Raw genomic sequence first — 26,612 nt, 5'->3', positions numbered from 1 at the left:
CGCGCGGCGGCCGTCCCCCACCCGCCCTTCCCGGGACGGACTACTCCGTGTCGTGGTCGTGGCCCTCGTGGAGGCCACCACCGCTGCCCGAGCCGTCGGTCGGCTGCGCCGGCACCGGCTTCGACAGCGGCGCCAGGTCGTACGCGTAGTGACCCACGGCGTCCGCGATGACGTCGACGTTGATGTCGAGCGCCTTCTGGTCGATGTTCGCGAGGGTGTCGCCCTTGCCGTGGTAGTTCACGTCGTACGCGACCCCGGCCTGTCCGCCGAACTTCGCCGCCTGCGCCGGCGTCTTGATGCCCTCGGCGCCCGTGAACGTACCGCCCGAGGGGATGCCGACCGCGATGAACGGGCCGTAGTCCGAGCGGCCCGAGAAGTCCGTGCCCTCGCGCGGGACGCTCTTGGAGTCGAGGAAGTCGTTGATCCCCTTCTCCAGCTGCGCGGAGCCCTCGGGGCCGGGGCCCGAGCCGACCTTGTCCGAGTCGTCGCCGTCGTAGACGAAGTAGGCGGCGTTCGGCGAGGCGATCATGTCGAAGTTCAAGTACAGCTTGATCTGCTTCTTCTGCTCCTCCGTCAGCCCGTCGACGTACGCCTCGGAGCCGAGCAGGCCGAACTCCTCCGCCGACCACCAGGCGAACTTCACCTTGTTCTTGATCTTCGTCTGGCTGCTCGCGAGCCGCTGTGCGACCTGGAGGATGCCGGCCGAGCCGGAGCCGTTGTCGTTGATGCCCGGGCCCGCCGCGACGGAGTCGAGGTGCGCGCCGAGGAAGACGGTGTTGTTCGCGTCGCCGCCCCGGGTCTCCGCGACGACGTTGTACGTCTTGCGGTTCTCCCGGAACTCACGGATGTCGAGGGTGACCTCGACCGGTCCCGCGGCGGCGTCGGCGGCGAGCCGCTGGCCCTCGGCCAGCGTGACGCCACCGGTCGGGATCCTGCCCGCGTCGGCGGCGCCGATGGTGCCGTTCAGGGCGCCCTCGGCGTTGTTGTAGATCACCGCGCCGACCGCGCCCGCGTCCGCTGCGTTCTGCTGCTTGACCGCGAAGGCGCAGCCGCCGCGCTTGATCAGCGCGATCTTGCCGGTGAAGGCGCCTGCGGCGAAGTCGGCGGGCTCGCAGCCGCTGGTACCGTCGGCGTCGACGGGGGCGGCGGCGATCTGCGCCGTCACGCCGTTCGCCGGGCCGCTGGCGGTGTACGTCATCAGCTTGATCGGGACGTCGCGGCCGGCCGCGCCGTTGACCTTCAGGGTCTCGGCGATCGTCTCGACGTACACGAAGTCGAACTCGTTCTTGGTGACCTTGTATCCGGCCGCGCGCATGACGAGCTCGACGTACTGGGCGGACTGGACGTGGCCCCGGGAACCCGCCACGCGGGTGCCCTTGTTGTAGTCGGCGATGCCCTGGAACACCTTCAGGTGGTTGTACGCACCCCTGCCGGTGGAGTCCTTGACCAGCTTGCGGGCCAGGGCGTCACCCCGGGCGGCGTCGCTCTGCGGGCTGCCGGTGGCGCCGGCCGGGCCGGCGAGGAGCAGCGGGGAGACGAGGGCCGCGGCCGCCAGGGCGGCGGTGGCTGCGGCTATACGGCGTGAGGGCATGAAGGTCCTTCCACGGCGGATGCGGGGCGCATGCGTACGGCTTCGGGCGTGCGGGGACTGCTCGGCTGCGGACGCGGGTCGGGTGCGTTGTGCCGAGTGGGGGAGTTGGGGGAGCGGTGGACGCACGTTAGGCATCAAGTGGCGGCCATGGCCAGACTTTTCACTGATTCCGGTTTGTGAAATCCGTATATCGGAGCATCTGAGCCGTCGTATTCCGGCCAGTGCCCGCTCTGCGCAGCTCTCCGGCTGCCCTGTCGGAGCGCTACCGCAGCCCCGTCGGAGCGCTATCGCAGCCCCGTCGGGGCGCTACCGCAGAATGCCCTCGATGAAGTCGGATCCGATCCGGGCGACCGCTGCCAGGTCCAACTGGTGCTGGACGTAACGTCCTTGGCGGCGGGTCTGGATCAGTCCGGCCTTCTTCAGCACCGCCAGATGGCGGGAGACCTCCGGGGCGGTGATCCCGTGCGCGGCCGCCAGCTCGCCGGTCGTGTACGGGGCACGCGCCAGATTGCGGCACAGCATCATCCGCATCGGATGGGCCAGTGCCTCCATGCGCCGCTGCAGCAGCTCCACGGACCCCGGGGAGGAGGCCAGTTCGGAAGAGCCGAGCGGGTAGTGGATCACCGGACGCCAGCCGGGGGCGTGCAGCACCAGCAGGTGGGGCCAGCCGAAGTTCGTGGGCACGAACAGCAGGCCGTCACCTATTCGGGGATCGGTCGCGGTCGTGGACCCGTGGACCATCTTGTCCACCGTGACCGTGGTCAGCCCCTCGTCGACGCTCAGCGCCGAGGAGACCTCCTTCAGCACGGCCGGCAGTCCCTTGCGCCGCAGTACCTGCGTCTTGTGGCGGATGTCCGCGCTCTGGCGGGGCCCGATCCGGTTCCAGGTCTCCGCGAAGAAGGCCTCGTCGCAGTCCTCGATCAGGCGGCGCAGCCAGACCCGGACACCGGCGGTGTCGTCGAGCACCCGCACGGCGAAGGCCAGCTGCTGCGGCCCGCGCGCGGAGGCCGTCTCCAGGGCCTTCGCCCGGGCGAGCGGATCGGAGAGCGGGGACGGGCCGCCGCCGTCGTTGTAGAGGGCCAGCCGGCAGTGCTCCAGGGCTGCGGTCACGAACCGCTCGTCGTCCAGCCGGTCGAGCACGTCGAGCTCGCCCGCCAGCGTGGGCGCGGGCAGGCCGGGGCCGCCGGGAATCCCGGCAAAGGCCATGAACAGATCGGCGAAGGAGCTGCGCCACATGAAATCGCCCTCCAGCAGCCGGTCCGCGAGGTCCGGATCGAGTGCGGCGGCGGTGGTGGAGGTCCAGGAGGCGAGGCCGGGGTGGTGGCCGGGCTGGGAGAGCGCGTGCAACGCCATGCAGAGCTCTGCGAGGGGGGACGGCGCGAAGCCGATCCGCTCCGCGGGGAGCCCGGTGATGTCGATGGTGACGCTCATCGGATCATTCTGCCGCCCCGGGCCCCGCGGGCCCGCCAGGCCACGCCCCGGTCGCCCACCCGGCCGATCGCGGCGCCGCCGGGGACCAGTCCCCGGGCCCCTGCGCCTCAAACGCCGGCGGGGCTGGGGGTGGCCTGGGCGCGGGCTGGCTGCGGGTGGGGGCCGGGGACGGGGGCGGGGTGGGGTGTCGGCCTGGACTGCATGATTTAGGCGCCCTGGTTCGAACGTTCGACAGTTGTGGCTTTCCTTAGCGCCACAAATCACGCTCTACGTCCCGGCCAACACCCCACCCCGCCCCCGTCCCCGGCCCGGCACTCCGCAGCCTCCGGCCCCGGCTGGGGGGATATTTAGGCCCGCCCGGCCATCGACCTGGCTGGGCGGGCCGTCGACTCCGGCCGGGTCGGAACTGCGGCTGGGCGGGGCATCGGGCCCGGCAGGCCAGGGCTACAGGCGGGCCACGAAGTCGGCCACCGCGGTGGCCACCTCGGCCTCCGTCCAGGACAGGCCCGGGCGGGTGACCTCGACCTCCGTCACCGAGAGGCCCGGCGGGCCGTCGGGGGACCAGCGGCGGAAGAGGACCGTGCCCGTCTCCTCCGCCAGGCGGACACCGGCCTCGGTGAGCCGGTCCGCGTCGTACGGGAGCCACACCTGGAACTGGTGGGTGTGCGGCACCTCCGGGTGGACCCGGAACCAGGGCACCTCCGGAGCCGCGCCGAGCGCCGAGGCCAGGGCGGACGCCACCGTCCGTGCCTTGGCCACGTAGGAGGGCAGCTCCGGCAGCTCCCGTTCCAGCCCGGCCAGCGCGGACAGCGCGGCCGGGAACTGGCGGAAGATCTGGCCGCCGTACCGGTGCCGCCAGACCCTCGACTCCGCCACGAGCGACGCCGATCCGGCGAGGGCGGCCCCGCTGAGGCCCCCGAGGGACTTGTAGAAGGAGACGTACACCGAGTCCGCCAGCGCCGCGATCTCCGGCAGGGTCCGGCCGAAGTGGACCGTCGACTCCCACAGCCGGGCCCCGTCGAAGTGGACCACCGCGTCCCGTTCGCGCGCGGCGTCCACCAGGTCCGACAGCTCCTCCCAGGTCGGGAGCAGGAAGCCCGCGTCCCGCAGCGGAAGCTCCAGCATCAGCGTCCCGAAGGGCTCGGGGAGTTCGGTGAGCTCGGACGCGGTCGGCTGGCGCGGTTCGCCCGTCGGGTGGACGGTCCGCAGCCCCGAGACGACCGACAGCGCGCCGCCCTCCCACCGTTCCGGATGGCTCATCGGGTGCAGGGCGACCACCGGGTTCCCGGTCCGGCCGGCCCAGCAGCGCAGCGCGATCTGCTGGGCCATGGTCCCGGTCGGGAAGAACGCCGCGTCCTCGGTGCCGAGCAGCTCCGCGACCCGCCGTTCGAGGCGCTCCACGATGCCGCTGCCGTAGACGTCGCCGGGCTCGTCCGGGTCCGTGGCCTGCCCGGCCAGCTCCGCGAGCAGCTCGCCGACCGTGGCCTCCCGCAGACTGTGCGACAGCCTCCGGCGCGCCGCCCGCCCGGCGACCACCATGCGCGCCGCGATGGCGTCGCCGTCGTACCCGCCGTTGTACTCGCCGTCGCGCTCCGGTTCGTGCCCCGGGCCCTGTGCACGCGCACCGCTTCCCCCGCCGTACGCAGCACCCGAGCCCGGCTCCACGCCCCCGGCCAGGCCCTGCTCCGCGCCGGACATCGGCCTGGGGACTGGCCCCGGGTCCGTGCCCGTCACCCGCCCGGCCCCCTGGCCCCCGTCCACACCTGCCGCTGGGGCCGGTTCCGGTTCCGCGCTCCGCGCGGCATCCGCCGCCCGCTCCGCCGCCGCGTCCGGCTCCGCGATCCGCTGCGCACCCGCGCCCGAGCCGCGCTCGGCCTGCCCGTCCGCCGCCCCCGCTCCGGAGCCGCGCTCCGTGTGCCCGCCGTGCCCCGCACCGGCTCCCGATCCGGGCTGCGGATCCCCGTCGTCCTCCGCTTCGGTGCCTCTCCCCGAGCCGGGCTCCGCGCCCCCGCCCGCCCCCTGGCGCGCGCCCGGTCGGGGCTCCGCACCGGCGCCCGCACCCGGACCGGGCTCGGCGTGCCCGCCCGCCGCCAGACCGGTTCCCGCACCCGAGGCGCCTCCCGGGGCCGTCCCGGCCCCAGAGACGGGCTCCGCACCCCAGTCCGGCTCCGCGCCGGGCTGCGGGTTCCCGCCGGGCCCCGCCCCGTGGCCGGCGACGGGGCCGGGCTCCGAGCCCCCGCCCGCCCCCGGGCCCGCGCCCGGTCGGGGCTCCGCGCCGGCGCCCGTACCCGAGGCGGCCTCCGAGGCCGTCCCCGCTCCGGAGTCGGGCTCCGAAACTCCGCCCGCACCCGGACGGGGCTCCGCGCCCCCGCCCGCCCCCGGACGGGGCTCCGCGCCGGCCCCCGCACCCGAGGCGGCCCCCGGGGCCGTCCCCGTACCCGAGGCGGCCCCCGGGGCCGTCACCGTCCGCTCCGTGTCCTGGTTCATCCCCCGATCATCGCCGACCGGCCCACACGCCAGGAGCTAGCATGGCGACGTATCGTCCGGTACCCCCCGCGGACCGGAACGGAGCGGAAGGCCTCCCCCGCGTGAACACAGCCCCCCAGGCGGAGCGCCCCGCCCGGCTCGCCGTCGGTGTCGTCGGAGCCGGCCGGGTCGGCCCGGCGCTGGCTCGTGCCCTGCAGCAGACCGGGCACCGGCCCGTCGCCGTGTCGGGTGTGTCCGACGCCTCGCGGCGCCGGGCCGAGCGGATGCTGCCGGGTGTGCCCGTCGTGTCTCCCGCGCAGGTGCTCCAGGTCTCCGACCTGGTGCTGCTGACGGTCCCCGACGACGCCCTGCCGTCCCTGGTGGAGGGCCTCGCCGAGACCGGCGCGGTCCGTCCCGGGCAGCTCCTCGTCCACACGTCCGGGCGGTACGGGGTCGCCGTGCTGGACCCCGCGCGCCGCGCGGGCGCGCTCCCGCTGGCCCTGCACCCCGCGATGACCTTCACCGGCACCGAGGTCGACGTGCAGCGCCTCGCGGGCTGCTCCTTCGGGGTGACCGCCCCCGACGAGCTGCGGCTCGCCGCGGAGGCCCTGGTCATCGAGATGGGCGGGGAGCCCGAGTGGATCGCCGAGGTGAACCGCCCGCTCTACCACGCGGCCCTGGCCCTCGGCGCGAACCACCTGGTCACCCTGGTCGCCCAGTCGATGGAGCTGCTGGGCAAGGCCGGGGTCGAACACCCGAACCGGATGCTCGGCCCGCTCCTCGGCGCCGCCCTCGACAACGCCCTGCGCTCCGGTGACGCCGCCCTGACGGGACCGGTGGCCCGCGGTGACGCCGGTACGGTCGCCGCGCACGTCGCGGAGCTGCGCAAGCACGCCCCGGCCACGGTGGCCGGGTACCTCGCGATGGCCCGTACGACCGCCGACCGGGCCCTGGCGCACGGACTGCTCAAGCCCGAACTGGCCGAGGAACTCCTGGACGTGCTCGCGGACGGCGCGGCGGGTGCGGCGGGTGCGTCGGGCGCGGGCACCGCCCCCGACGGAACCGAAGGCGGCGACCTGTGATCCTCCTCGACACCGCCGACGCCCTGCACGGGCTGCCCCGCACGGGCGGCCCCGACGCCCGCCGCGCCGTCGTCATGACCATGGGCGCCCTCCACGAGGGCCACGCCACCCTGGTCCGCACCGCCCGCGAGCACGTCGGCCCCGCCGGCCAGGTCGTGGTCACGGTCTTCGTCAACCCCCTCCAGTTCGGGGCGAACGAGGACCTCGACCGCTACCCCCGCACCCTCGACGCCGACCTCCTCATCGCCGAAGGCGCCGGCGCCGACGCCGTGTTCGCCCCGGCCGTCGACGAGGTCTACCCCGGCGGCGACCCGCAGGTCCGGATCACCGCCGGCCCGATGGGCGGCCGCCTCGAAGGCGCCACCCGCCCCGGCCACTTCGACGGCATGCTGACCGTCGTCGCCAAGCTGCTCCACCTCACCCGCCCCGACCTGGCCTTCTTCGGCCAGAAGGACGCGCAGCAACTGGCCCTGATCCGGCGCATGGTGACCGACCTGAACTTCCCCGTGGAGGTGGTCGGCGTACCGACCGTGCGCGAGCCGGACGGGCTCGCGCTGTCCTCCCGCAACCGCTACCTCTCCGCCAAGGAGCGCGGCACCGCCCTCGCGCTGTCCCGCGCCCTGTTCGCCGGCCGCGACCGCCTCGCCGCGCAGTGCGCGCTGCGGGCCCGCGCCGAGGCGCAGGCCCCGCCGGCCGGCGACGAGCGGGCCACCGGCCTGGCCCGGCTCGGCGAGATCCGCGCCTCCGCCGACGCGCACGCCGTCGCCGCGGCCGGCGCCGGGCTGCCGGAGGCCGTACGGGCCGCCGCGCGGCACGTCCTGGAGGAGGCGGGCCGTCACGATCCGCCGCTCGTCCTGGACTATCTCGCGCTGGTGGACCCCCAGGACTTCACCGAAGCCGGCCCCGGCTTCACCGGTCAGGCCGTGCTGGCCGTCGCCGCGAAGGTGGGCGCGACCCGGCTGATCGACAACATTCCATTGGAGTTCGGAGCGCAACCGTGAGCACCACAGGCAGAGGCCCCGCAGCAGCGGGCACCAGCACCGGCATACGGCTCCACGCCCCGGCGCCCGGCTGGTCCGTGGACGCCGATGTCGTGGTCGTCGGGTCCGGAGTCGCCGGACTGACCGCCGCGCTGCGCTGCGCGGCCGCGGGCCGCCGTACGGTCGTGGTCACCAAGGCCCGGCTCGACGACGGCTCCACCCGCTGGGCCCAGGGCGGCATCGCCGCCGCCCTCGGCGACGGGGACACCCCCGAGCAGCACCTCGACGACACCCTCGTCGCGGGCGCCGGACTGTGCGACGAGGCCGCCGTCCGGCTCCTGGTCACCGAGGGCCCCGACGCCGTACGCCGGCTCATCGCGACCGGCGCCGTCTTCGACACCTCCGCCGAGACCGGCGAGATCGAGCTGACCCGCGAGGGCGGCCACCACCGCCGCCGCATCGCGCACGCCGGCGGCGACGCCACCGGCGCCGAGATCTCCCGCGCGCTCGTCGAGGCCGTCCAGGACGCCGGCATCGAGACCGTGGAGAACGCCCTGGTCCTGGACCTGCTGCTGGACGCCGAGGGCCGTACCGCGGGCGTCACCCTGCACGTCATGGGCGAGGGCCAGCACGACGGGGTCGGCGCCGTCCACGCGCCCGCCGTGATCCTCGCGACCGGCGGCATGGGCCAGGTCTTCTCCGCGACGACCAACCCGTCGGTCTCCACCGGCGACGGCGTGGCCCTCGCCCTGCGCGCCGGGGCCGAGGTCTCCGACCTCGAATTCGTGCAGTTCCACCCCACCGTGCTGTTCCTCGGCGCCGACGCCGAGGGCCAGCAGCCCCTGGTGTCGGAGGCCGTGCGCGGTGAGGGCGCGTACCTCGTCGACGCCGGCGGCGTCCGCTTCATGACCGGTCAGCACGAGCTCGCCGAGCTCGCCCCGCGCGACATCGTCGCCAAGGGCATCATGCGCCGCATGCAGGAGCAGGGCACGCAGCACATGTACCTGGACGCCCGGCACTTCGGCGCCGAGATGTGGGAGCAGCGCTTCCCCACCATCCTGGCCGCCTGCCGCTCGCACGGCATCGACCCGGTCACCGAGCCCATCCCGGTGGCCCCGGCCGCGCACTACGCCTCCGGCGGCGTACGGACCGACCTGCACGGCCGCACCACCGTCCCCGGGCTGTACGCGTGCGGCGAGGTCGCCTGCACGGGAGTGCACGGCGCGAACCGGCTCGCCTCCAACTCCCTGCTGGAGGGCCTGGTCTTCGCCGAGCGCATCGCCGACGACATCATCGGGAACCCGGCGGTCGGCAGCGGCCCCGGCATCCCCGTCCCGGCCACCGGCCCCCTCCAGCCCGCCGAGGCGCGGTACGAGATCCAGCGCATCATGACCGACGGCGCGGGCGTGCTCCGCTCCGCCGAGTCCCTGAGCCGGGCCGCCGCCGCGCTCGAAGCCCTGTACGCGACGGCGCTGACGGAGCTGGAGGCCCGGGGCAAGACGGCCGTGCCCGGCACCGAGACCTGGGAGGCCACCAACCTCCTGTGCGTGGCCCGGGTGCTGGTCGCCGCCGCCCAGCGGCGCGCGGAGACCCGCGGCTGCCACTGGCGCGAGGACCACCCCGACCGGGACGACACCGACTGGCGGCGCCACCTGGTCGTCCGCCTGTCGCAGACCGAGCGGCGGGCCCTGGTCGTCACCACCACGGACTCGGCGGACTTCCCGTCCGCACGGGTCCCCCTGAGCACCGACACCACAGACAGCACCAACAGCACCGACAGCACCGACAGCCTCAACAGCCTCAACAGCAACGAAAGCCTGGAGCCGTAACCGTGAGCACGCACGAGCACGACCACAACCACGAGCACGAGCACGCCGAGCTCCCCCTCGTCGGCCAGAGCGAAGCGGGCGGCTGCGGCGACGACTGCGCCTGCGGCGAAGGCGAGGAGTCCGGCCTCGACCCGGCCCTCGCCGAACTGCTGGAGGAAGCCGGCCTGGACCCCATCGAGGTCGAGGACATCGCGCACATGGCCCTCTCCGAGGACCTCGACGGCGGGGTCGACGTCACCACCGTCGCCACGGTCCCCGAAGAGGCCGAGGCGATCGCCGACTTCGTCGCCCGCGAGGACGGCGTCGTGGCCGGGCTGCGCATCGCCGAGGCCGTCTTCTCGGTCGTCTGCACCGAGTCCTTCGAGGTCGAGCGGCACGCGGAGGACGGCGACAGCGTCAAGGCCGGCGACGTGCTCCTGTCGGTGCGCTCGCGCACCCGGGACCTGCTGACCGCCGAGCGCAGCGCCCTCAACATCGTGTGCCGCCTGTCGGGCGTCGCGACGGCCACCCGCCGCTGGGCCGAGGTCCTGGAGGGCACCGGCGCCAAGGTCCGCGACACCCGCAAGACCACCCCGGGCCTGCGCTCCCTGGAGAAGTACGCGGTCCGCTGCGGCGGCGGGGTCAACCACCGGATGTCGCTGTCGGACGCGGCGCTGGTCAAGGACAACCACGTGGTCGCGGCCGGCGGGGTCGTCCAGGCCTTCACCGCCGTGCGGGAGGCCTTCCCGGAGGTCCCGATCGAGGTCGAGGTCGACACCCTGGAGCAGGTCGGCGAGGTCCTGGAGGCCGGGGCCGACCTGATCCTGCTCGACAACTTCACCGTGGAGCAGACCGCGAAGGCCGTCGCCCTGGTGGCCGGCCGCGCCACCCTGGAGTCCTCGGGCCGCCTCACCCTGGACACCGCCCGCGCCTACGCCGAGACCGGCGTCGACTTCCTCGCGGTCGGGGCGCTGACCCACTCCTCCCCGATCCTGGACATCGGCCTCGATCTGCGCGAGGCGGTGTAACCGATGCTCCTCACCATCGACGTGGGCAACTCCCATACGGTTCTTGGCCTGTTCGACGGTGACGAGATCGTCGAGCACTGGCGCGTCTCGACCGACCCGCGCCGCACGGCCGACGAGATGGCCGTGCTGATGCAGGGCCTGATGGGCATGCACCCGATGCTCGGCAACGAACTGGGCGACGGCATCCACGGCATCGCGATCTGCTCGACGGTGCCGGCGGTGCTGCACGAGCTCCGCGAGGTGACCCGCCGCTACTACGGCGACGTGCCGGCGGTGATCGTGGAGCCCGGTACGAAGACGGGCGTGCCGATCCTGATGGACAACCCGAAGGAGGTCGGCGCGGACCGCATCGTCAACGCGGTCGCCGCCGCCGAGCTCTACGGCGGCCCCGCGATCGTCGTCGACTTCGGTACGGCGACCACCTTCGACGCGGTCTCCGCCAAGGGCGAGTACGTCGGCGGGGTCATCTCCCCGGGCATCGAGATCTCCATGGAGGCCCTCGGCGTCCGGGGCGCCCAGCTCCGCAAGATCGAGCTGGCCCGCCCGCGCAACGTCATCGGCAAGTCCACGGTCGAGGCGATGCAGTCGGGCGTGGTCTACGGGTTCGCGGGCCAGGTCGACGGGATCGTGGGCCGCATGGCCAAGGAACTGGCCGGCCCGAACGGGGTCCCGGACGACGTCCGCGTCATCGCCACGGGCGGCCTGGCCCCGATCGTCCTGGGCGAGGCCGAGGCCATCGACGACCACGAGCCCTGGCTCACCCTGATCGGCCTCCGGCTGGTCTACGAGCGCAACGCGCCCGCCTTCGGCTGAGGCCGAGTCCGAGACCCAGACCGAGCCGAGCCGGCACTGAGCCGAGCCGACCGGCCCCCGACGGCCCCCGCCCTCCCCTCCCGGAGGCCGGGGGCCGTCCTCGCGCCCGGCCCTTACCTCGTCCTGACGCCCGCCATGACAATTTCCCCGGAAATGGCCGGACCACGGCCACCGCGGGGATAACGTGCCCCACGAGATGTTCCGGGAGCCCGTCCGCGGCGCCACAGCGCCTGTGACCGGAGGAGACGCCATGACCGCTCGGCCCGCCTGGCAGAAGTCCTCGTTCTGCGGCGAGGGGGACACCTGCGTGTACGTCAGTGCCGCCCCCGGCACCCTGGTCCGCGTGGCGGACCGCGCCGACCCGGCCCACCTGGTCCTCGCCACCACCCAGGCCGCCTGGGCGGACTTCCTGCGCGTGGTGAAGCAGTCGGACTAGGGCCCTCACCCACGGGCGCCCGACACGCGCCCTGAACGTGTCCACTCAAGGGATTTTGTCCGATTAGCGCGTATCTTCGGCCCATGCCCACGCCCTACGGATCCCGCGGCGGCATGGCGTTCGGCGCCGATGAGCTTCACGTGCTCAGGCGCTCGCTCGCTCACGCCCTTCAGTCCTCGACGGCCCCTCTGACGGCCGCCGAGGTCCAGGACTGCCTGCGCCTCGCGGCGTCGGTGGACGACGCGGTCCAGGAGGCGGGGAGACTCAGAGCCTTCCTCCTCGCCGACCTGGCGCGGTACAGAGCCGCCCTGCCCGGCAGCCTCTCCGGCTACCTGGAGCTGCTGCAGGACGCCCTCGCCGCCGGCTACGAGCCCGTACCGGACGATCTGGCGGCCCTGCGGGCGCTGCGCGCCAACCCGGTCGCCGGCGCGCTGCTGGAGCGGGCCCAGACGATCGCGGAGCGCTCCGTACGCCGCAGGCTCTCCACGGCGCCCGCCCCGCGCACCCGGCTGCTGACCCTCGCGGGCGGCACCGACACCCGCGGCACGGCCGCGCACGCCGCGGACAAGGGCACCGGCAAGGACGGCACCGGCAAGGAGAACGACCCCGCGCGCCCGAAGCCCGAGCCGCGCCCCGAGGCCCCGTCCCGCCCCATCCCGACCCCGGGCGAGGTCTTCCCGCCGCGCCGCAAGCCGACCCCGCCCCCGGAGGCCGGGCGCGCGGTCGGGTAGCTAGTCTGTGGGGCATGGACTACGTTTCCGCGCTCGTGCCCCCCTTCGTGATGGCCGTGTTCTTCATCGCGCTCGTCGTGACGATCGTGAAGAGCCAGGGCGGCGCCAACAAGGCCAAGGAGGACGCGGCCGTCGACGCCGTGCTCGCCCGCGCCGAGGCCGCCCAGCAGTCCCAGCCGCAGAAGTAGCCCCCGCGCAGGGGGACGGGCGTACGGCCTCCGGGCCGTGCGCCCGATTTTGTTGCGCCTTGCCGCCCGGATAGCCGCGCAATTCACCACAACCCGCACTATCGTGCTGCTGTGCCTCGCCCCTTGGGAGAACTCGAAGACGCAGTCATGACGCGGGTGTGGCAGTGGAACCGCCCGGTCACCGTTCGCGAAGTCCTGGAAGACCTGCAGCAGGAACGGTCCATCGCGTACACCACGGTCATGACCGTTATGGACAATCTTCATCAGAAGGGCTGGGTCCGGCGCGAAGCGGAAGGCCGCGCCTATCGATATACGGCGGTCTCCACCCGGGCCGCTTACTCGGCCGCACTGATGAACGAAGCCTGGTCGACGAGCGACAACCCCGCCGCCGCCCTCGTGGCCTTCTTCGGCATGATGTCGGCGGAACAGCGCGAGGCACTCAGGGACGCCGTACGCATCGTGCAGCCGGCACAGCCCGAAGCCTCCCAGGAACCCGAAGGGCCCGCCCGGTCCGCCGACTCCCCGGCGCCGCCGCCCGATGCCGAAGACGACTCCGCGGCGCCGGACACCGAGCCGGGGCGATAACGTCCGGGCATGGGTGAGTTTTCCGCTGCACATGCAAAATCAGTGACGATCCGCCGCGCACGCACCGGCGATGTTCCCGCGCTGCGCCGCCTGCTCGACCAGTACGTTCAGCAGCGGATCCTGCTGGACAAAGCGCCGGTCGTCCTTTATGAGGACATCCAGGAGTTCTGGGTCGCGGAACGCGACTCGGACGGCCAGGTGGTCGGCTGCGGTGCGCTCCACGTGATGTGGGAAGACCTGGCCGAAGTGCGCACTCTTGCCGTCGACCGCGACTTGAAGGGCGGGGGAGTCGGACATCTGGTGCTCGACAAGTTGCTGGAGACCGCCCGCAGGGTAGGTGTCAGCCGGGTTTTCTGCCTGACCTTCGAAGTGGACTTCTTCGCGAAGCACGGCTTCACCGAGATCGGGGAGACCCCGGTCGAGACCGATGTGTACATGGAGCTCCTGCGTTCCTATGACGAGGGTGTCGCGGAGTTCCTCGGTCTCGAACGAGTGAAGCCGAACACCTTGGGCAACAGCCGGATGCTTCTGCACCTCTGATCGATCACCGCGGGGATTTCACGGGAGCCCCCGGCTCCGTGGCCTATGTCCGAATCGCGCACGTTTCCCGACCCGTTGCGGACCCGAACCCGTGACGGGGGGTTTGTGTTTTCCAGGCAAAAGCGGTTTCCTTTCCGCGTACTGCTTTTCGATGAAAGGAAATCCCGGTGGCACAGAAGGTTCAGGTCCTTCTTGTCGACGACCTCGACGGCGGCGAGGCGGACGAGACGGTGACGTTCGCTCTGGATGGCAAGACCTACGAGATCGACCTCACCACCGCCAACGCTGAAAAGCTCCGCGGCCTCCTCGACCCGTTCACCAAGGGCGGTCGCCGTACCGGTGGCCGTGCCGCGGCGGGCCGTACCAAGGGCGGCCGCGCCGCCGCGACGTCCGGCAACCCGGACACGGCCGAGATCCGCGCGTGGGCCAAGGCCCAGGGCATGAGCGTCAACGATCGCGGCCGCGTCCCGCAGGACATCCGCGAGGCCTACGAGAACCGCGGCTGACCTCCGGCCGGATCCGCGGTGCCGATGCCATGCGCAGAGGCCGTACGTCGCCGCAGCCGCGCCCGGTGGCATTGGGTCGCCGCCGCCGCGACGAGGCGTACGAGACCGGGCCCGGTGGCGTCCCCGCCACGTCCGGGCCCGGAGCCCTGCCCCGCAGCGGGCAGGGCGGGCAGCAGTGCCTCGCACCCCTGCTCGGGGGGCCGCAGCCACACGGCGGCCCCCTGAGGGCTTTCCCCGGGCCCCACCAGGTGTCCCGGAGGCGCCGGAGCGGTGATCCGGCCACCCGCACCCAGGGCGGCGAGATCCAGGGCCACCCCGCCCCACTCCAGCCAGTCGAGCAGCCCCTCCAGCTCGTCGGCGCTCCCCGGGGCCACCAGGAACCGCATCCTGCGCCCCATGAGCGCCACGGGACCCGTGGCGGCGCGGCAGGCGCCCCGCAGGACCGCGGCGCCGGCATCGGCCGGCAGCTCCAGTACGTCGAACCGCACCCCGGTCACGAGCTGCGCGGGCGGACCGCCGGCCACGGGCCAGCCGAGCACGCGTTCGTACCAGGACGCGAGTGCTTCGGCCGCTTCGGCCGCCCCGGCCGGAACGCGGGGCAGCGGGACGGTGACGGGCGGCGCGGTGAGGGCCATGTCCGGAGCAACTGCGGAATCGCTCCGGAGTTACGCGGGAGGGACCGCGTGATGTGACGCAGAGCACGCGAACCAATGCGGAACGTAAACGTCCGGTGGGGCGGAGTCTCACATTCGGGACGGGAACGTGTTCGCCCGTAGCGGAGGGAAGAGTCGTCCACCGGCGTGCACCGTCCGCTCTTGCGGGTAAGACATTCCTAGTGGATCGGGGCGACACGCTGATTTGCAGGGTCCGAGACCGGCTTCCGTTCGCCATCGGCGTACACGTGTGACGGGTATCTGCCTGGCCTGCGGGAACATCGTCTCGCACCATCGGGTTGGAGCAGTTGTCGGCACTTACAGCCGGGTTTTCCCACGGACGTGAGGGTGAGCCGCGGACGGATGTCGGCAGTTGGAATGAGCTGTCCCGCCCCGCGGGACTAGCATGCGGAAGGACAGGGCGGGGACCGACCCCGAACTGCCCGACCGCTCTGAGGAGCGATAAACGATGTTCGAGAGGTTCACCGACCGCGCGCGGCGGGTTGTCGTCCTGGCTCAGGAAGAAGCCCGGATGCTCAACCACAACTACATCGGCACCGAGCACATCCTCCTGGGCTTGATCCACGAGGGTGAGGGTGTCGCCGCTAAGGCCCTGGAGAGCCTCGGGATTTCGCTCGAGGCTGTTCGCCAGCAGGTTGAGGAGATCATCGGACAGGGGCAGCAGGCCCCTTCCGGCCACATCCCCTTCACCCCGCGGGCGAAGAAGGTCCTGGAGCTTTCGCTCCGAGAGGCCCTCCAGCTCGGCCACAACTACATCGGCACCGAGCACATCCTGCTCGGCCTCATTCGCGAGGGCGAGGGCGTCGCCGCCCAGGTCCTGGTGAAGCTGGGCGCCGATCTCAACCGAGTCCGGCAGCAGGTCATCCAGCTGCTCTCCGGCTACTCCGGCGGAGGCAAGGAGTCGGCCACGGCCGGCGGCCCGGCCGAGGGCACGCCCTCGACCTCGCTCGTCCTGGACCAGTTCGGCCGCAACCTCACGCAGGCCGCTCGCGAATCCAAGCTCGACCCGGTCATCGGGCGCGAGAAGGAGATCGAGCGGGTCATGCAGGTGCTCTCCCGCCGGACCAAGAACAACCCGGTCCTCATCGGCGAGCCCGGCGTCGGCAAGACCGCCGTCGTCGAGGGCCTGGCCCAGGCGATCGTCAAGGGCGAGGTTCCCGAGACCCTCAAGGACAAGCACCTCTACACGCTTGACCTGGGTGCCCTGGTCGCCGGTTCCCGCTACCGCGGTGACTTCGAGGAGCGCCTCAAGAAGGTGCTCAAGGAGATCCGCACCCGCGGCGACATCATCCTGTTCATCGACGAGCTCCACACCCTCGTGGGTGCGGGTGCCGCCGAGGGCGCGATCGACGCCGCCAGCATCCTGAAGCCCATGCTGGCCCGTGGTGAGCTCCAGACCATCGGTGCCACGACGCTGGACGAGTACCGCAAGCACCTCGAGAAGGACGCCGCTCTCGAGCGGCGCTTCCAGCCGATCCAGGTGGCGGAGCCTTCCCTCCAGCACACCATCGAGATCCTCAAGGGCCTGCGCGACCGCTACGAGGCCCACCACCGCGTCTCCATCACGGACGAGGCCCTCGTGCAGGCGGCCACCCTGGCCGACCGGTACATCTCGGACCGCTTCCTCCCGGACAAGGCGATCGACCTGATCGACGAGGCCGGCTCCCGGATGCGCATCCGCCGGATGACCGCGCCGCCGGACCTCCGCGAGTTCGACGAGAAGATCGCGAACGTGCGTCGCGACAAGGAGTCGGCCATCGACTCCCAGGACTTCGAGAAGGCGGCTTCCCTCCGTGATTCGGAGAAGCAGCTGCTGGCGGCGAAGGCCAAGCGCGAGAAGGAATGGAAGGCCGGCGACATGGACGTCGTCGCCGAGGTCGACGGCGAGCTCATCGCCGAAGTCCTGGCGACCGCGACCGGCATTCCGGTGTTCAAGCTGACCGAGGAGGAGTCCTCGCGGCTCCTGCGCATGGAGGACGAGCTCCACCGTCGCGTCATCGGCCAGAAGGACGCCATCAAGGCGCTCTCCCAGGCGATCCGCCGTACCCGTGCGGGTCTGAAGGACCCGAAGCGTCCCGGTGGCTCGTTCATCTTCGCCGGCCCGTCCGGCGTCGGTAAGACCGAGCTCTCCAAGACGCTCGCCGAATTCCTCTTCGGCGACGAGGACGCGCTGATCTCCCTCGACATGTCGGAGTTCAGCGAGAAGCACACGGTTTCCCGTCTCTTCGGTTCGCCCCCCGGCTACGTGGGCTACGAAGAGGGCGGCCAGCTGACCGAGAAGGTCCGCCGGAAGCCGTTCTCCGTCGTCCTCTTCGACGAGGTCGAGAAGGCCCACCCGGATATCTTCAATTCCCTTCTCCAGATCCTGGAAGACGGTCGCCTGACCGACTCCCAGGGCCGGGTCGTGGACTTCAAGAACACGGTCATCATCATGACGACCAACCTGGGTACCCGGGACATCTCGAAGGGCTTCAACCTCGGCTTCGCGGCCCAGGGAGACACCAAGACCGGATACGACCGGATGAAGGCGAAGGTCAACGAAGAGCTCAAGCAGCACTTCCGGCCCGAGTTCCTCAACCGTGTCGACGACACGGTCGTCTTCCACCAGCTCACCGAGGAAGACATCGTCCAGATCGTCGACCTGATGATCGCCAAGGTCGACGACCGCCTGAAGGACCGTGACATGGGCATCGAGCTCAGCACGGAAGCGAAGGCACTGCTGGCCAAGCGCGGCTACGACCCGATCATGGGTGCCCGCCCGCTGCGCCGCACGATCCAGCGCGAGATCGAGGACGTGCTCTCGGAGAAGATCCTCTTCGGCGAGCTGCGCCCCGGTCACATCGTGGTCGTCGGCAAGGAGGGTGAGGGCGACGAAGCCAAGTTCACCTTCCGCGGTGAGGAGAAGACTCCGATCTCGGACCTTCCCCCCATCGAGGCGTCGGGCTCCGGCCCGGACCTCACCAAGGGTGCGTAAGCGCTAGCCGCTCCGAGCGGTACGAAGGGGCGGCCCCGGGACCGAAAGGTCCCGGGGCCGCCCCTTTGCCGTGCCCGGCGGATCCGCGCGCCGGAGCGTGGTTCCGGTGTGATGCCGGTCGCAGGGCTTTGGTCCCGCCGGGGTTCGGCCGGAGGTCCCGCGCCGGTGACAAGCCGCACAGGGCAAATCGGACCTACTAGGAGCATTCGTAGAGATCGATGTCCGATTTGCCCCACCGTTGGGCCAGTGGGGAGGCGGTCAACAGGCCTGACAGCCCCCTCTGCATCTACGATCCCGGGTAGTAACGGGGAGGTTTGGGGAAGCCGGGGTGCCCGGGTTACCAAGGATGAGCAAGCAAGCCCGGTGCCCGCTCGGCGCACCGGGTCCTTTCTTGCCACGAGCACGCTGCGGGCCCCCGCAGCCTCCGCAGTACCCCGCAGCACCGTCCCCGTCCCCGGCCCGGAGGTTTCCTTCATGTCCGCGAAGCGCGTCAGCACCCGTCGTACCCGTATCGCCATCGGCACCACCGCCCTCGGCGCGGCCCTGGCTCTCGGGGCAGGGACGAGCGCGGCCTTCGCCGACGAGGTGCCCCAGGCCGAGCTGACCGGCACGGTCCAGCTCGTCGCCGAGCAGGCCGCCGCCCAGAGCGCGGCCCTCAAGGCCCAGGCCTCCCTGTGGGAGAAGCCGGTGTCGAAGTACACGCTCTCCGCGACCTTCGGCAAGGGCGGCACCATGTGGTCGCACAAGCACTCCGGCCAGGACTTCGCCGTCCCCGTCGGCACCCCGGTGGACGCCGTGTCCGCGGGCACCGTGGTCAAGGCCGGCCCCAACGGCGGCGGCGACGGCCCGGCCTACGGCAACGCCATCGTGATCAAGCACGCGAACAACACGTACTCCCAGTACGCGCACCTCTCGAAGATCCAGGTCAAGATCGGCCAGAAGGTCGCCAAGGGCAAGCAGATCGCCCTCTCCGGCAACACCGGCAACTCGAGCGGCCCGCACCTGCACTTCGAGATCCGGACCACCCCGAACTACGGCTCGGCCGTGAACCCGGTGTCCTTCCTGCGCACGGTCGGCGTCACCGTCTGATCAGCCGGTCACCCAGGAGTGGGTCGTGGTGGCGCGCGCCGCGGCGTCCAGCTGGCCCTTGCGATGGGCGGCGGCCTGCTCCGCGGTGAAGGCGGATTCGTAGGTCCGGATCTGGTTCATCGACCCCTTGAACGCACCGGCCCAGGCGTTCGCCTGGCGGGCCCGGCCGAGCTGCAGGGGACCGGAGTTCTGCCAGATCCCCGGAACCGCGGCCTCGCCGGCCTTCTTGCCCTCCACGTAGAGCGAGATCATCTTCTTCTCGGCGTCGTACACGGCCGTCAGCACCGCCCACGTCTTGACCGTCTTCCTCCCCACGGAGGAGACCGTCACGACCGTGGGCGTCTCGGTTTTCTCCGTGGTCCGTACGCGGAACACCCACGCCTGCTTGCCGGCCACCTCGTCGGCACCCAGCTCGATGGAGAACGCCTCCCCGGTGCCCTGGCTCATCACGACGTGCGCGCCCTTCGCCGTGGAGGCGTTGTTGACGCGGGCCGTCAGGGTGAAGCTCTTGGTCGTGTCCACGGCCGGCTCGGTGGCCTGGGCGTACGAGCTCGGATTGCCCCTGAACGTGAGCTCGTAGCGCGTCTTCACCTTGGGCACCGTGGCCTCGGGGCCCATGCGGATGCTGGTCTTGCCGTTGCCGTCCCGGAGCAGGGAGACATCGCTCGACACGGTGGGGGAGTAGGTCTTCGAGGGGGAGGCGTCGGGCTCGGGCGACCCGGACGCCGAGGGGGACGGGGAGGAGGACGGGGCGTTGTCGGCCACGTCGTGCGCGCCCGGCTTGCCGTCCCGCAGCAGCACGAACGTTCCGCCTCCGGCGAGCAGCAGCAGGACGGTCACCGCCCCGCCCACCATCCACAGCCGCTTCTTGCGCCGCTCGGCGGCCGACCGGTCGGCCATGGCCTCCCAGTCGGGCTGATCGCCGCCGAAGGCCACGGGCGGCAGGTGCGGGCCGGGGCCGGAAGGGCCGGGCTCCTCGTCGAACGGCATCGGCGGGCCGAAGGTGCCGGACACCGGCGGGCCCGGCGGGTAGCCGTAACCGCCCGGCTGCGGGTATCCGTAGCCGCCCTCCCGCGGGTATCCGTAGCCGTGGCCGTCACCCGACGCGGGCCGGTCGGGAGCGGCGGGCGGGAACCCGTAGCCGTCCGGCGCGGGTATCCCCGGCGGGAACCCGTAGCCGCCGCCCTCCGGGGTGGGCTCTGGCTGGGGGCTGTGCGGGCGATCCGTACCGTCAGTCATGGTTCGGATGCTAAAACATCGGCGTCCTCAATCGAACAGCCGATGGTCGCGATACGACACCGATCCCGGCCCCGATCGCGCCACCGCCCCGCTCCCGCTCAGTCCTCCCGGCGCAGGATCGGGAAGCTCCCCGTCGCCGTCGGCGCGTGTTCCGGCAGCCACAGCACCGCCACCGCCCCCGCGGCCGCCCCGCCGTGGTCGAAGCCGCCGGGCGCGGCCACGTTGCGGAACGTCAGCCGGGCGCCCAGCACCCGCGCCTGCCCCTCCGCGATGGTCAGCCCCAGCCCGTGCCCCACCCCGGCCCGGTCCGTGGACCCGGTGCGGAAGCGGCTCGGACCCTCGCGGAGCAGGGCCTCGGGGAAGCCCGGCCCGTGGTCCCGGACCCGTACGACCCGGCCTTCGACATCGACCTGGACCGGCGCCCGCCCGTACCGCGCGGCGTTCGCGAGGAGGTTGCCGAGGATCCGCTCCAGGCGGCGCGGATCGGTGCTGACGATCTCGTCCGCGACGATCCGTACGCTCGCCTCCGGCATCAGCGAGGTGACCCGGCGGCTGACGAACTCGCCCAGCGCCACCTCCTGGAGCTCCGCCCGCTCGGACGCGCTGTCCAGGCGGGCCACCTCCAGGACGTCCTCGACCAGTGCGCGCAGTGCCTGCGCCCGGTCCCGTACGAGCTCGGTCGGCCGGCCGGGCGGCAGCAGCTCCGCGGCGGTGAGCAGGCCCGTCACCGGGGTGCGCAGTTCGTGCGCGATGTCGGCGGTCACCCGCCGCTCCGCCTCCAGCCGCTGCTGGAGCGCGTCCGCCATCGCGTCGACCGCCCGGGCGAGGTCGTCGGTCTCGTCGCGTACGACGCCCCCGACCGCGTCCCGCACCCGTACCTCGGGATCCCCGTGGGCCACGCGCTGCGCCGCGGCCGCGGCCTTGCGCAGGCGGCGCGAGATCTGGCCGCCGATCAGCACGCCGAGCGCGGAGCCGCCGACCACCACGGCCAGGGAGCCGACGACCAGCGCCCGGTCCAGGTCGCGCACCATGTTGGCGCTCTCCCGGAACTGGGTGTGGAGCGACAGCACCTGCCCGTTGCCGAGCGGTACGGCCGCCCACACTTCGGGGAGCCCGCGCGGGTTGTCCTGGATGTAGGTGCCGCGCCGTCCCGAGCGGGCCTTCTCGCGCAGCTCACCGGGCAGGTCCGGGTCGTTGAGCTTGGCGCCCATGGGCGGCTTGCGGCCGGCCTCGGCGTTGCGGGAGATGAACTGCACCCGGTCGAGCTGCACTTCGCGCGCGCTCTCCAGCATCGAGACGCGGGCAGCACTGTGCACCACCAGGCTCAGTGCGATGGCGGTCAGCGCGCCCACGGACGCGATGGCGAGCGTGATCTTCCAGCGGATCCCGGTCCGCAGGGTGAACCGCTTCATTCAGATGTCATCCCGCGCTCGTCCCCCGTGCTCGTCCCCTCAAGGCATCAGGCCTTGAGCTTGTATCCGAATCCCCGGACGGTCTCGATCCGGTCCTGCCCGATCTTGGTGCGCAGCCGCTGGACGTGGACGTCCACGACGCGGGTGTCGCCGCCCCAGTCGTAGTCCCAGACCCGCTCCAGCAGCCGGTCGCGCGAGAGCACGGTGCCGGGTGAGCCGGAGAATTCCAGGAGCAGCCGCATCTCGGTGGGGGTCAGTGCCACCGAGGCGCCCGCCTTGCGCACCTCCATGCCCTCCGTGTCGACCTCCAGGTCGCCGAAGAGCAGTACCCCGCGCTCGCCGGAGCCGTCCTCCTCGGTCCCGCCGCCCTGCGGGCCGCCCGCGTGGCCGAAGCGGCGCAGGACCGCGCGGATGCGGGCGACGAGGACGGAGCCGTCGAAGGGCTTGGTGACGTAGTCGTCGGCGCCGGCCTCCAGGCCCAGGACCACGTCGATGGAGTCGGCGCGCGCCGACAGCATGATGACGGGAACGGTGGACTCGTCACGGATGCGGCGGCACAGGCTCACGCCGTCCATCCCGGGCACCATCACGTCGAGCAGCGCGATGTCGGGGCGGTCCGCGCGGAAGGACTCCAGGCCGGACAGTCCGTCGGGCATGGCCGTGACCACGAACCCGTCGCGTTCCAGCGCCAGGGTCGTGGCCTCACGGATGACGTCGTCGTCCTCCACGAACAGCACATGGGTCTCGGCCATGGGGAGTCTCGCCTCGCCTCGGTACTCGTTGCTCAGTTCTTCGGGCTCACTGCCGGGGCGGGAAGCGTCCCGCCGTCGACCACGTTGCTGTAGTCGGTGTGCACCCGGTCCTGCTCGGTGAACCGCTCGCCGTTCCAGCGGTACGTGATCAGGTCCTCGCCCGAGGGGTAGGAGAGCGCGTCGCTCTTCCCGTAGACCGGCTTGGTGACGACCAGATCGCCCCGGTCGATCTCGGCGTAGACGGGCGGCTGCTCGTCCGAGAAGACATTCTCGTACGAGGTCCCGTCCGCCCGGTACACGAACGAACCGCGGCCCAGCGCGTCGGCGCAGGACAGGACGTTGACCACGATGTCGACCTCCGGCCCGCCGGTGACCTTCCCGTAGCTGACGTCCACCGGGTACTCCTTGCCCGAGCAGGGCTTCAGGTCCCGCTTGGTCTCGGCGCTGATCTTGGGGTCGGCCTTGATCAGGGCGATCGGGTCGACCTTGGCGGCTGGCTTCCCGGAGGCCTGGGGGACGAGCGCGGTGGAGGCGCCCGCGTCGTGGCCGGCCTGCGCCGAGGAGGGGGGGCCGGTCTTGGCGACCGACTCGGTACGGGCCGGGCCGCCGTCGCGCAGCCCCGTACCCCCCGTCGAGCAGCCGACCGCGAACAGCACGGTGCCGACGAGGACGACCGTCCCCGCCGACATCAGGACCACCGAGCTCTTGCCGCTCAGTCTTGGGCCAATCAGGCCGCGCACCGCTCACGCCCCTCGTACCGGATGGTGTGGTCACCGCGCTCCAGCGCGCGCAGGTCCAGGTCCCGGCTCTCCAGTTCCTGCCGGAGCCGGGCCAGTGCGCGGTGCAGAGTGCTCTTCACGGTTCCCGCCGACATGCCGAGCGCCGCGGCCGTCTCCTCGGTGCTCATCTGCTCCCAGTGTCGCAGTACCACCACACTGCGCTGCTTGGGCGCGAGCACCTTGAGGATGTCCATGAGCAGGGCGCGGTCGGCGCGCTGGTCCGAGCCGTCCTCGACGGAGGCGTCGGGGAGCTGCTCGGTGGGAACCTCTTCGAGCTTGCGGGCCCGCCACCATTCGGTACGGGTGTTGATCATGACACGGCGCAGGTAGGCGTCGGCGAGGGACTTGTCGGCGATGCCGTCCCAGCGGCCGTAGGTGCGCACGAGTGCGGTCTGCAGGAGGTCCTGGGCGTCGGTCGGGTCCGGAACCAGGCGACGGGCACTGCGCAGCAGCGCGTCCTGCCGGGTGCGTACGTACTCTTCGAATTCGAGTACCTCGCCGTGCGCCATCTCAGACCGCCTCCGTTCCGACCAACCGCTGAACCGCTGCCTTACGGATTCGACGGTACGGAGGCGTTGTCACGGGCCTGTGCGGGTCAGCCTTCGGTGGGCGCACGGACACCCATAGGTTATGTAACAGAGCCCGTGAGCTGCGGGTTTCCGAGACTTTCCCGGCGCAAGCGGAATCTCTGAGTCAGCCTCAGGGGGTGGGTCGCGCGGAGTCCCCGGTGGCCGTGGCGGGGGCGGCCGGCAGCCGGTACATGAGGCCGGGCAGCGGCTCCACGAGCCCGTCCGAGACCAGCCCGTCGAGCGCGCGGGCCCGCTGTACGGGCTCCTCCCAGACGGTGTCGAGGAGGGACTGCGGCACCGCGCCGACCGCCTCGCGCAGCACCGCGAGGAGCTTGCCGCGCACCTGGCGGTCGGTCCCGGCGTACGTCTGCCCGCGCCGCGGCGGTCCCTCGTGCGCGGGCTTGCCCGCCAGCCGCCACGCGCACAGCCCGGCCACCGGACAGCTCCCGCAGTCCGGGCTCTTGGCCGTGCACACCAGCGCCCCGAGCTCCATGGAGGCCGCCGCCCAGCGGGCCGCGGTGTCCTCGTCCGCGGGCAGCAGGGCCCGCGCCAGGCGCCGCTCGGCGGCGGTGGTGGCGTTCGGCGGGTACTCGACCCCGGTCGTGGTGCGCGCGAAGACCCGGCGCACGTTGGTGTCGAGGACCGCGTGCCGCTGCCCGTACGCGAAGGAGGCCACGGCGGCCGCCGTGTACTCGCCGATCCCGGGCAGCGCCAGCAACTGCGCGTGCTCCCGCGGTACGTCGCCCCCGTGCCGCTCCGTTATGGCGACGGCCGCGCCGTGCAGGCGCAGGGCCCGGCGCGGGTAACCGAGCCGGCCCCAGGCGCGGACGGCCTCACCGGGGGCGTCGGCGGCGAGGTCGGCGGGCCGGGGCCAGCGGGCGAGCCACTGCTCGTAGACCGGCAGGACCCGGTTGACGGGGGTCTGCTGGAGCATGAACTCGCTGACCATCACCCCCCAGGGGCCGGCCTCGGGGCGGCGCCAGGGCAGGTCGCGGGCGTGTGCTTCGAACCACGCGATGACGGGGGTGTGCAGCGCGGTGGTGGGAATGGTTGCAGTCATGGCAGACGGCATCCTGGCACGTTTCGGGCCTGGGGGCGTCGTCCCGGTCCCCGCCGCCCGGTTCGGGCGGTCCTAGCGGGCCGGGTCCGGGCCGGTGATCAGGACGGCCGTGCGGGCGCCGCTCGTGCGCACGGCGGCGACGACCCTGGTCGCCGGGCCGGCGAGCGCGAGGGCGGTGAGCGCGGCGAGGCTCGCGCCCAGCAGCAGGCCCATGGCCACGTCGTGCGGGTAGTGGACCCCGACGAAGACGCGGGAGAAGGCCATCAGCAGGGCCAGCGGAACGGTCAGCAGCACCAGCTTGCGCACGGCCAGCGCCAGCGCCACGGCGGCCGCTCCCGCGATGGTGGAGTGATTGCTGGGGAAGGACCAGTCGCCGGTGGCCGGGCAGGTGATCAGCGAGGCCGCCGCCCCGGCCACGGCCCGGCAGGGGCGCTCCTCGTCGACGGTGGACTTCACCAGCTCGGAGGCGACGTAGGCCAGGGCGGTGACGAAGGGGGCGAGTATCGCGAGCGCCACCGTGCGGGGGGCGCGGGCGCCGCGCGCACGCCACCACACGGTTATGAAGAGGGCGCCGAAGACGAGCAGCCCGTACTCGGTGAAGAACTCGAACGCCGATTGCACCCAGGCGGGGGTCGAGTGGGCGAAATCGGTGACGTCGAGGTAGAGGCCGGAGCTGTCCATGGTGACTGAAGGTACCCAAATCGGAATAACGTCTTCATCAGTCCCCCGCGTTCCCCCGCGTTCCCCCGCGTTCCACCCGCGCCCCACGAGCCGGTTTCCGGCACGGCGGATCACCCCGCAGGATGATCATCGGCAAAACAAGCCGTGTGCGCGGCATGTGGGCACTGATCGCGCCCCGAACTCTCGTAAGGTTCCGTTCGTGGGATCTCTGCGCAATCCGGTCGGGCCGCTCCCCTCCTCCATCTACTGGCGACGGAGGGCCGTGCTGGCGTCCGTTGCCGCGCTCCTCGCGATGCTCGCCGTATGGACCGTCAGTTCCGGTGCGGGCAAGTCGAGTACCAACGGCAAGGGCCAGGGCGGCTCCGGTCCCGTCACCCAAATCACCCCCGGACCCGCGGGTTCCGGTCCGGCGATCAGTCAGGCCCCGGGCGGCCGGGACGAGTCGTCGGGCTCGGGCGGCTCGGGTGGCTCCGGCGGCTCCGGTACGAGCGCCGGCACCGGCACGGGCTCCGACCCCGGTGCGAGCCCCGGCACGGGCAAGAACGGCGAACCGGGCGCGGAGCCCGGCGGCGCCGACCAGGGCGGGGCGGGCGGCTCCGGCGGCTCCTCGGCGGGCCAGGTGGTCCCGGCCGACTCGCCGGTGCCCACGTGCGCGCCCAGTGCCCTCCAGTGGGAGGTCAAGAGCGTGAAGAACGAGTACGAGGCGGGCGAGAAGCCGCGCCTGGAACTCGTCGCGCGCAATGTCTCGGGCACGACCTGCAAGGTCGATCTCGGCCCGAAGCAGGCGGTGCTGACGATCACCCAGGCGAGCAACGCCAAGCCGGTCTGGTCCTCGGCGGACTGCCCGACGGGCGCGGCCAACGTGTTCTACCGGGTCCCCTCGCAGGGCGAGACCAAGCAGGGCCTGGAGTGGGACCGCCACTTCAGCGAGGCGACCCAGTGCCAGTCGCCTCCGGCGGGGGTGGCGGCGGACACGTACGTGGTCGAGGTCAAGTCGCCGGGGATGCCGGTGGCCCGGACCTCGTTCGTCCTGAAGCCGGAGTAGCCGGAGTAGCCGGAGCAGGCGGGACAGCCGGAGCAGGGTGGGTGAACGACGGAGGGGCCGGACCGCTGCAAGGCGAACCGCGCGGAGCAGGCGTACACCGCGTACGAGGAGGCCCGGCCGGGCGCCCGCCCCGTGGACGTGCTGATGGACCTG

The 26,612-nt window shown here is 72.3% G+C and carries 25 protein-coding genes; 14 read left to right on the top strand and 11 right to left on the bottom strand.

The features are described from left to right. Nucleotides 1-40: 40 nt before the first annotated feature. From ACWCP2_RS34560 to ACWCP2_RS34550, 3 genes are all read right to left on the bottom strand, one after another. Nucleotides 41-1,591 (bottom strand): M28 family metallopeptidase, encoded by a 1,551-nt coding sequence (locus ACWCP2_RS34560; RefSeq protein ID WP_450912526.1) that lies wholly within the window; start codon nucleotides 1,589-1,591, stop codon nucleotides 41-43. Nucleotides 1,592-1,897: 306 nt separating this feature from the next. Beyond that, on the bottom strand, nucleotides 1,898-3,022 hold the full coding sequence (locus ACWCP2_RS34555; protein ID WP_450912525.1) for a DUF5937 family protein: 1,125 nt from the start codon (nucleotides 3,020-3,022) through the stop codon (nucleotides 1,898-1,900). A gap of 444 nt (nucleotides 3,023-3,466) precedes the next feature. Next, nucleotides 3,467-4,561, bottom strand: coding sequence for a threonine aldolase family protein (locus ACWCP2_RS34550; RefSeq protein ID WP_450912535.1), 1,095 nt, complete (start codon nucleotides 4,559-4,561; stop codon nucleotides 3,467-3,469). 989 nt (nucleotides 4,562-5,550) lie between these two features. Here ACWCP2_RS34550 and ACWCP2_RS34545 point away from each other — a divergent pair. The 11 genes from ACWCP2_RS34545 (at nucleotide 5,551) to ACWCP2_RS34495 (ending at nucleotide 14,185) form a co-directional block, all read left to right on the top strand. After that, the gene (locus ACWCP2_RS34545) at nucleotides 5,551-6,570 is read left to right on the top strand and encodes a Rossmann-like and DUF2520 domain-containing protein (protein WP_450912524.1); all 1,020 of its coding nucleotides are present in this window, start codon (nucleotides 5,551-5,553) and stop codon (nucleotides 6,568-6,570) included. After that, complete coding sequence (panC, locus tag ACWCP2_RS34540; protein WP_450912534.1) at nucleotides 6,570-7,571, top strand: pantoate--beta-alanine ligase; 1,002 nt, start codon at nucleotides 6,570-6,572, stop codon at nucleotides 7,569-7,571. The genes ACWCP2_RS34545 and panC overlap by 1 nt, the downstream gene beginning before the upstream one ends. Next, nucleotides 7,568-9,379, top strand: a complete 1,812-nt coding sequence (locus tag ACWCP2_RS34535; protein WP_450912523.1) for an L-aspartate oxidase — start codon at nucleotides 7,568-7,570, stop codon at nucleotides 9,377-9,379. The genes panC and ACWCP2_RS34535 overlap by 4 nt, the downstream gene beginning before the upstream one ends. A 2-nt stretch (nucleotides 9,380-9,381) precedes the next feature. Then, nucleotides 9,382-10,386 carry a carboxylating nicotinate-nucleotide diphosphorylase gene (gene nadC, locus ACWCP2_RS34530; protein ID WP_450912522.1) on the top strand — a complete coding sequence of 335 codons (1,005 nt, stop codon included), beginning with the start codon at nucleotides 9,382-9,384 and terminating at the stop codon, nucleotides 10,384-10,386. A gap of 3 nt (nucleotides 10,387-10,389) precedes the next feature. Then, nucleotides 10,390-11,199 (top strand): type III pantothenate kinase, encoded by an 810-nt coding sequence (locus tag ACWCP2_RS34525; RefSeq protein WP_327254296.1) that lies wholly within the window; start codon nucleotides 10,390-10,392, stop codon nucleotides 11,197-11,199. A 250-nt stretch (nucleotides 11,200-11,449) separates the two neighbouring features. Beyond that, nucleotides 11,450-11,635 carry a DUF397 domain-containing protein gene (locus ACWCP2_RS34520; RefSeq protein ID WP_450912521.1) on the top strand — a complete coding sequence of 62 codons (186 nt, stop codon included), beginning with the start codon at nucleotides 11,450-11,452 and terminating at the stop codon, nucleotides 11,633-11,635. A gap of 83 nt (nucleotides 11,636-11,718) precedes the next feature. After that, the gene (locus tag ACWCP2_RS34515) at nucleotides 11,719-12,366 is read left to right on the top strand and encodes a hypothetical protein (protein WP_450912520.1); all 648 of its coding nucleotides are present in this window, start codon (nucleotides 11,719-11,721) and stop codon (nucleotides 12,364-12,366) included. 14 nt (nucleotides 12,367-12,380) lie between these two features. Further along, nucleotides 12,381-12,554 (top strand): hypothetical protein, encoded by a 174-nt coding sequence (locus ACWCP2_RS34510; RefSeq protein WP_250752807.1) that lies wholly within the window; start codon nucleotides 12,381-12,383, stop codon nucleotides 12,552-12,554. Between the two features lie 111 nt (nucleotides 12,555-12,665). After that, on the top strand, nucleotides 12,666-13,139 hold the full coding sequence (locus ACWCP2_RS34505; protein WP_450912519.1) for a BlaI/MecI/CopY family transcriptional regulator: 474 nt from the start codon (nucleotides 12,666-12,668) through the stop codon (nucleotides 13,137-13,139). 9 nt (nucleotides 13,140-13,148) lie between these two features. Further along, nucleotides 13,149-13,679: an amino-acid N-acetyltransferase gene (locus ACWCP2_RS34500; protein ID WP_450912518.1), complete on the top strand. Its 531-nt coding sequence runs from the start codon at nucleotides 13,149-13,151 to the stop codon at nucleotides 13,677-13,679. Between the two features lie 167 nt (nucleotides 13,680-13,846). After that, complete coding sequence (locus ACWCP2_RS34495) at nucleotides 13,847-14,185, top strand: histone-like nucleoid-structuring protein Lsr2 (protein WP_243339778.1); 339 nt, start codon at nucleotides 13,847-13,849, stop codon at nucleotides 14,183-14,185. Here the strand turns inward: ACWCP2_RS34495 and ACWCP2_RS34490 are convergent. Beyond that, nucleotides 14,167-14,820 carry an SCO3374 family protein gene (locus tag ACWCP2_RS34490; protein WP_450912517.1) on the bottom strand — a complete coding sequence of 218 codons (654 nt, stop codon included), beginning with the start codon at nucleotides 14,818-14,820 and terminating at the stop codon, nucleotides 14,167-14,169. The two genes, ACWCP2_RS34495 and ACWCP2_RS34490, sit on opposite strands and share 19 nt — an antisense overlap. Before the next feature lie 487 nt (nucleotides 14,821-15,307). On the opposite strand from ACWCP2_RS34490, the gene ACWCP2_RS34485 reads away from it, so the two are divergent. After that, complete coding sequence (locus tag ACWCP2_RS34485; protein ID WP_274548907.1) at nucleotides 15,308-17,833, top strand: ATP-dependent Clp protease ATP-binding subunit; 2,526 nt, start codon at nucleotides 15,308-15,310, stop codon at nucleotides 17,831-17,833. Between the two features lie 474 nt (nucleotides 17,834-18,307). Beyond that, a complete protein-coding gene (locus ACWCP2_RS34480; protein ID WP_450912516.1) occupies nucleotides 18,308-18,922 on the top strand; it encodes a M23 family metallopeptidase in 615 nt (204 codons plus the stop codon). Here ACWCP2_RS34480 and ACWCP2_RS34475 read toward each other — a convergent pair whose 3' ends face one another. From ACWCP2_RS34475 to ACWCP2_RS34445, 7 genes are all read right to left on the bottom strand, one after another. Further along, the gene (locus tag ACWCP2_RS34475; RefSeq protein ID WP_450912515.1) at nucleotides 18,923-20,161 is read right to left on the bottom strand and encodes a LamG-like jellyroll fold domain-containing protein; all 1,239 of its coding nucleotides are present in this window, start codon (nucleotides 20,159-20,161) and stop codon (nucleotides 18,923-18,925) included. A 98-nt stretch (nucleotides 20,162-20,259) separates the two neighbouring features. Next, nucleotides 20,260-21,573, bottom strand: coding sequence for a two-component system sensor histidine kinase CseC (cseC, locus tag ACWCP2_RS34470; RefSeq protein WP_450912514.1), 1,314 nt, complete (start codon nucleotides 21,571-21,573; stop codon nucleotides 20,260-20,262). Nucleotides 21,574-21,620: 47 nt separating this feature from the next. Beyond that, the gene (cseB, locus tag ACWCP2_RS34465) at nucleotides 21,621-22,325 is read right to left on the bottom strand and encodes a two-component system response regulator CseB (protein ID WP_450912513.1); all 705 of its coding nucleotides are present in this window, start codon (nucleotides 22,323-22,325) and stop codon (nucleotides 21,621-21,623) included. A 32-nt stretch (nucleotides 22,326-22,357) separates the two neighbouring features. Further along, entirely contained in the window at nucleotides 22,358-23,065 is a 708-nt protein-coding gene (locus ACWCP2_RS34460) for a hypothetical protein (protein ID WP_450912512.1), read from the bottom strand. Continuing rightward, nucleotides 23,053-23,613: a SigE family RNA polymerase sigma factor gene (locus tag ACWCP2_RS34455; protein ID WP_389441882.1), complete on the bottom strand. Its 561-nt coding sequence runs from the start codon at nucleotides 23,611-23,613 to the stop codon at nucleotides 23,053-23,055. Before ACWCP2_RS34455 ends, ACWCP2_RS34460 begins: the two co-directional genes overlap by 13 nt. Before the next feature lie 190 nt (nucleotides 23,614-23,803). Beyond that, complete coding sequence (locus ACWCP2_RS34450; protein WP_450912511.1) at nucleotides 23,804-24,733, bottom strand: A/G-specific adenine glycosylase; 930 nt, start codon at nucleotides 24,731-24,733, stop codon at nucleotides 23,804-23,806. Nucleotides 24,734-24,805: 72 nt separating this feature from the next. Beyond that, nucleotides 24,806-25,414: a phosphatase PAP2 family protein gene (locus ACWCP2_RS34445; protein ID WP_450912510.1), complete on the bottom strand. Its 609-nt coding sequence runs from the start codon at nucleotides 25,412-25,414 to the stop codon at nucleotides 24,806-24,808. Nucleotides 25,415-25,613: 199 nt separating this feature from the next. Here ACWCP2_RS34445 and ACWCP2_RS34440 point away from each other — a divergent pair, with 199 nt between their 5' ends. Further along, nucleotides 25,614-26,459 (top strand): hypothetical protein, encoded by an 846-nt coding sequence (locus tag ACWCP2_RS34440; protein ID WP_450912509.1) that lies wholly within the window; start codon nucleotides 25,614-25,616, stop codon nucleotides 26,457-26,459. The last annotated feature ends 153 nt before the right edge of the window (nucleotides 26,460-26,612 follow it).

The sequence above is a fragment of the Streptomyces sp. NPDC002104 genome (genome assembly GCF_053593795.1).
This window is presented reverse-complemented; position numbering and strand designations above follow the sequence as displayed.

Bases quoted from the DNA above. Each gene is read 5' to 3' on its own strand.
- ACWCP2_RS34450 (WP_450912511.1), bottom strand. From the start codon at position 24,733: ATGACTGCAACCATTCCCACCACCGCGCTGCACACCCCCGTCATCGCG.
- ACWCP2_RS34480 (WP_450912516.1), top strand. From the start codon at position 18,308: ATGTCCGCGAAGCGCGTCAGCACCCGTCGTACCCGTATCGCCATCGGC.
- ACWCP2_RS34545 (WP_450912524.1), top strand. From the start codon at position 5,551: ATGGCGACGTATCGTCCGGTACCCCCCGCGGACCGGAACGGAGCGGAA.
- ACWCP2_RS34550 (WP_450912535.1), bottom strand. From the start codon at position 4,561: ATGGTGGTCGCCGGGCGGGCGGCGCGCCGGAGGCTGTCGCACAGTCTG.
- ACWCP2_RS34485 (WP_274548907.1), top strand. From the start codon at position 15,308: ATGTTCGAGAGGTTCACCGACCGCGCGCGGCGGGTTGTCGTCCTGGCT.
- ACWCP2_RS34520 (WP_450912521.1), top strand. From the start codon at position 11,450: ATGACCGCTCGGCCCGCCTGGCAGAAGTCCTCGTTCTGCGGCGAGGGG.
- ACWCP2_RS34445 (WP_450912510.1), bottom strand. From the start codon at position 25,414: ATGGACAGCTCCGGCCTCTACCTCGACGTCACCGATTTCGCCCACTCG.
- cseB (WP_450912513.1), bottom strand. From the start codon at position 22,325: ATGGCCGAGACCCATGTGCTGTTCGTGGAGGACGACGACGTCATCCGT.
- ACWCP2_RS34455 (WP_389441882.1), bottom strand. From the start codon at position 23,613: ATGGCGCACGGCGAGGTACTCGAATTCGAAGAGTACGTACGCACCCGG.
- ACWCP2_RS34515 (WP_450912520.1), top strand. From the start codon at position 11,719: ATGCCCACGCCCTACGGATCCCGCGGCGGCATGGCGTTCGGCGCCGAT.
- ACWCP2_RS34510 (WP_250752807.1), top strand. From the start codon at position 12,381: ATGGACTACGTTTCCGCGCTCGTGCCCCCCTTCGTGATGGCCGTGTTC.
- ACWCP2_RS34490 (WP_450912517.1), bottom strand. From the start codon at position 14,820: ATGGCCCTCACCGCGCCGCCCGTCACCGTCCCGCTGCCCCGCGTTCCG.
- ACWCP2_RS34560 (WP_450912526.1), bottom strand. From the start codon at position 1,591: ATGCCCTCACGCCGTATAGCCGCAGCCACCGCCGCCCTGGCGGCCGCG.
- cseC (WP_450912514.1), bottom strand. From the start codon at position 21,573: ATGAAGCGGTTCACCCTGCGGACCGGGATCCGCTGGAAGATCACGCTC.
- ACWCP2_RS34500 (WP_450912518.1), top strand. From the start codon at position 13,149: ATGGGTGAGTTTTCCGCTGCACATGCAAAATCAGTGACGATCCGCCGC.
- ACWCP2_RS34555 (WP_450912525.1), bottom strand. From the start codon at position 3,022: ATGAGCGTCACCATCGACATCACCGGGCTCCCCGCGGAGCGGATCGGC.
- ACWCP2_RS34475 (WP_450912515.1), bottom strand. From the start codon at position 20,161: ATGACTGACGGTACGGATCGCCCGCACAGCCCCCAGCCAGAGCCCACC.
- ACWCP2_RS34525 (WP_327254296.1), top strand. From the start codon at position 10,390: ATGCTCCTCACCATCGACGTGGGCAACTCCCATACGGTTCTTGGCCTG.